Below are 4,078 nucleotides of genomic sequence, written 5' to 3'. Positions count from 1 at the left end.
TTCTAAATTATTCTTCTCTTTTGCCCAGAAATGCTCGATCGCCGCATAAATTAACCAATAAAGTCGCCAGAGATAGGAGGAATTTTTCTCGAGAGTCGGGGACTGGTTAACGAGATCGGAAGGTAGGTTAGAGGTGTGGCTCAAACTGCTGGGGATTGCGGGGGGGATAGCGAGAAATTTAGCCTCGAAAATTGCTAATTTTTCGTCAATAACCTGTAAAATCGCTTGAGAATTTAAATTAGGCAGTGGTAAGGAGGGTGGTGTCGGGGTTTTGACGAGATGGGATTCTTGGAATAGATCTATGGCGATCGCTATTTGTCCCTGTTGTTCCCAGCGTAGTAGGTTCCAAAACCAACGGATCGGAGGCAAGACAGGATTTTTGTCGGTAAAATTCGGTAATAAAGGCGTATATTGACGATTTAATCGCTTAATTCTCCGTTTTTCGAGGGCGTAGTTAGCCAGTGCCGTCCTAATTTGTTTTTCTATTTGTCTTTGGGTTTGATTATCGGTGATTTTAACAGTCTGGTGATCGTTAGTGACGAAAACTAAAGCTTGATCCTCTAGATCGGCTGCTATGCCAATAAATGCCGTTTCTTGGTCGGATAAGCTCTGGAGAAATTCTTCGATCGCATCCGTCCCCTCTTTTCCGGGGGGTGATAATTGTTTCTGGAGACTGTTCCCTAATTGATTAGCCGTCATCCGCAGGGATTGTACCAGCAAATAGACGGGATAGAGGGCTATTTGCAGGGCAAGAGCGATCGCATTTTGACCGCGACGGGAGACGCGGCCGAGGTTATCTTTCAGACGGATCAAACGACGGTTGATCAGGTTGAACAGTCGGCTTTTATAGGGATCGGCAGCCATGGATTTTGGGCGATAACATCTTCATTTAGACTATCCTATTGTGCAAGGACGGGATAAAAAAAATTTTGGCCAAAACCCTTGACTCCCAGAAAAATTATTGTTATATTTAAAAAGGTCTGAAATCCACGCCCCCATCGTCTAGTGGCCTAGGACACCTCCCTTTCACGGAGGCGACAGGGATTCGAATTCCCTTGGGGGTATGAAAAAAAGTCAGAAGTGTCAAGCTTCTGACTTTTCGGTTTTTTTCTCCCGTTGATGGCTTTTCGGTAAGGTGACGGTGAAGATTGTTCCTCGATCGATCTGACTTTCGACGCTAATTTGTCCATGATGACTGAGGGTAATCGCTAAAGCGATCGCTAATCCTAATCCTGTTCCCCCGGAAGTGGCAGAATTTTGTCGCGCGGGATCGAGACGATAAAAGCGATCGAAAATATGGGACAAAGCAGCCTCGGGAATCCCGATTCCGTTATCTTTGACGCGTACCAGTAACACCGATTGTCGATCGCGTTTACTTTTCTCCAATTCCACAGCCACATTTTTAGGCTCAGATTCGGTTAAAAAAGCGTGTTTTAGGGCATTAGAGATTAAATTTGTGAATAAACGTGCTAATTGATCCCAATCTCCCTGCATAGTAAACATTTCATCGCTGTAGGAAAAATCCTCTTGGTCCGGTTCCACAATCGACAAAGAGAGGGAAATTCCCTGCTTATCGGCGATTAAACGCTGTTCTTCTACCACTTCCATCAATAAAGCATCCAAAGGTACAGCTTGCTCGATCGGTTGGACGATGCCACTATCGGAACGGGCTAAAAAAAGCAGATCATTGACTAAATTGCCCAATCTTTCCGTTAAACGATCGATCACTTGCAAGCGTTGATGGCCAGTTTGGGGATAAGCGATCGCCATTTGCACGTTAGTTTGGATAGTGGCGATCGGATTGCGTAATTCATGGGAAGCATCGGCGGTAAATTGTTTTAAACTCTGATAGGACTCTTTTACCGGTTGAATGGCTAAACCGGACAAAAACCAACCAATCCAGGCGACACTGGCAATCATCAGGCAAATTCCGACGATTAAATCCCATAATAGCTGTCTAATCGGTTTTGTCACCTCAAACCAAGGATGACTTACCCGCAGATATCCCAAAACATAATGACCGATTTCCACCCTTTCGGTTACTTGTCGCAGCAGACGATTATCGGATAAGCGAATAGTTTCCCCTTGACGGTGGGGATGGAGGGGAATATCTAAGGATTCAGCCAAAGTTGACCAAACTAGATTACCTTGGGGATCGAACCATTCCAAATCTATATGATCGTCCTCCACGGATTTACCCTGACTGGGAAAACTTGCGAGGGGATCGACGCGATAACGTCCTTGATCCGGGGGAATCGATTCGATCACGAGGGAACGATTTACCACCTCAATGATGTGTTTGAGGGTATCATCAATGCGATCCACTAGGGTATGGCGCACATAAAAATACATTCCCGTAGCGAGAAAAAGCAGTAGTATGGCAGTGACAACAGTGTACCATAAGGCTAAACGGCGGCGAGTGGCTTGGAACACCGATAATCTATGGATTGGCTAGAGATTTTTAGAGCAATGTATCCTATTTTACAGCTTATTTGATTGATTTAATGCTGGGAATAAATTATTTTTAGCTATAGGGAAAAACTGACGGTTGCCAAGAATAGCTAGACTTGAAGGATCATAGTTCTTAAAAATTGCCCCTAACAAAAGTATTTTTAGATACATTCTTCTCAATAATTGTTTGAGTAGCTCTGCAAAAGCAGTCAAAGTGAATTATATTTAACCCTATGGTGACAGGGCTGACAGGAACGGCTAAAAATTTTTTTGAGCTTATTTGAATTAATAACAAGTATAAATGATGAATTTAAATTATTGGTTAATGAAATCGGAACCCGATGTCTATAGTATCGAGGATTTAAAAAAAGATGGTCAAACTATTTGGGAAGGGGTGCGAAATTATCAGGCCCGCAATTTTCTCCGTCAGATGAAACGGGGAGATTTGGCCTTTTTTTATCATTCTAATACGACCCCGCCGGGGATTGTCGGCTTGATGCGAGTGGTGCAAACTGATATGATCGATCCCACACAATTCGATCGCGATAGTCCCTACTATGATTCTAAATCCTCCCCAGATTCCCCGCGCTGGTGGACGGTTAAAGTTGAATTCGAGCGCCTTTTTCCCCAACTGCTGCCCCTAGGAATTTTAAAACAAAATTTTACCGCCGATGAATTATTATTAGTAAGGACAGGAAATCGTCTGTCAGTGATGCCCGTTAATCAAGCGATCGCAGTAAAAATTCTCGCTTTAGTCGCTCGTCAAGGAGTATAAACTATGAACCAAAAAGATGCTATTAATTTACTTTCCCTGATCGGGGGATTATTGGTCACTATTGTCATTTTAGCGGCCTTTAATGCCTATGTGATTATCACCCCCGGACAAGCGGGGGTTTTAAGTGTGTTAGGAAAGGCTAAGGACGGGGTTTTATTGGAGGGATTGCACTTTAAACCTCCCTTTGTTTCTAGTGTCGATATCTACGATGTTACGGTGCAAAAATTTGAAGTTCCCGCCCAAAGTTCCACTAAAGATTTACAGGATTTATCCGCTAGTTTTGCGATTAATTTTCGTCTCGATCCGACTCAAGTAGTGGTCATTAGAAGAACCCAAGGCACCCTGCAAAATATTGTCGCTAAAATTATCGCCCCTCAAACCCAAGAATCCTTTAAAATTGCCGCCGCGAAAAGAACCGTAGAGGAGGCAATTACTCGACGCAGTGAGTTAAAAGAAGACTTTGATAATGCCCTATCGACTCGGTTAGAAAAGTATGGTATTCTAGTTTTAGATACCAGTGTGGTAGATTTGAATTTTTCTCCGGAATTTGCCCGGGCTGTCGAAGATAAACAAATCGCAGAACAACGGGCCCAAAGAGCCGTTTATATCACCCAAGAAGCGGAACAACAGGCCCAAGCAGAAGTTAATCGCGCTAAAGGGAAAGCTGAGGCACAAAGACTATTAGCAGAAACTTTAAAAGAACAAGGAGGCGGATTAGTTTTACAGAAAGAAGCGATCGAAGCTTGGCGCGAAGGTGGGGCGCAAATGCCCCGGGTTTTAGTCATGGATGGATCGGGAAAAAATAGCGTACCATTTTTATTTAATTATAGTGATTCTTTTCCAGAAAATACC

The 4,078-nt window shown here is 43.5% G+C and carries 4 protein-coding genes, 1 tRNA gene and 1 pseudogene; 3 read left to right on the top strand and 3 right to left on the bottom strand.

Features of this window, described 5'->3' with window-relative positions; translation table 11 throughout:
• Positions 1-864: pseudogene (locus PX484_RS21940) on the bottom strand (hypothetical protein); the annotation flags it as partial.
• Positions 865-991: 127 nt separating this feature from the next.
• Between PX484_RS21940 and PX484_RS21935 the strand changes: the two are divergent.
• Positions 992-1,064: transfer RNA gene (locus PX484_RS21935), tRNA-Glu, on the top strand.
• Between the two features lie 19 nt (positions 1,065-1,083).
• Here PX484_RS21935 and PX484_RS21930 read toward each other — a convergent pair.
• Positions 1,084-2,433, bottom strand: coding sequence for a sensor histidine kinase (locus tag PX484_RS21930; protein ID WP_287666902.1), 1,350 nt, complete (start codon positions 2,431-2,433; stop codon positions 1,084-1,086).
• A 48-nt stretch (positions 2,434-2,481) separates the two neighbouring features.
• Positions 2,482-2,664, bottom strand: coding sequence for a hypothetical protein (locus PX484_RS21925; RefSeq protein ID WP_287764968.1), 183 nt, complete (start codon positions 2,662-2,664; stop codon positions 2,482-2,484).
• Between the two features lie 88 nt (positions 2,665-2,752).
• On the opposite strand from PX484_RS21925, the gene PX484_RS21920 reads away from it, so the two are divergent.
• Together PX484_RS21920 and PX484_RS21915 are read left to right on the top strand one after the other, a co-directional pair.
• The gene (locus PX484_RS21920) at positions 2,753-3,226 is read left to right on the top strand and encodes an EVE domain-containing protein (RefSeq protein WP_002799938.1); all 474 of its coding nucleotides are present in this window, start codon (positions 2,753-2,755) and stop codon (positions 3,224-3,226) included.
• Positions 3,227-3,229: 3 nt separating this feature from the next.
• Positions 3,230-4,078: prohibitin family protein (locus tag PX484_RS21915; protein ID WP_288105481.1), on the top strand; the 849-nt coding region annotated here is incomplete at its 3' end.

This window comes from Microcystis sp. M49636_WE2 (assembly GCF_030065375.1).
Lineage (GTDB): Bacteria > Cyanobacteriota > Cyanobacteriia > Cyanobacteriales > Microcystaceae > Microcystis > Microcystis aeruginosa_C.
This window is presented reverse-complemented; position numbering and strand designations above follow the sequence as displayed.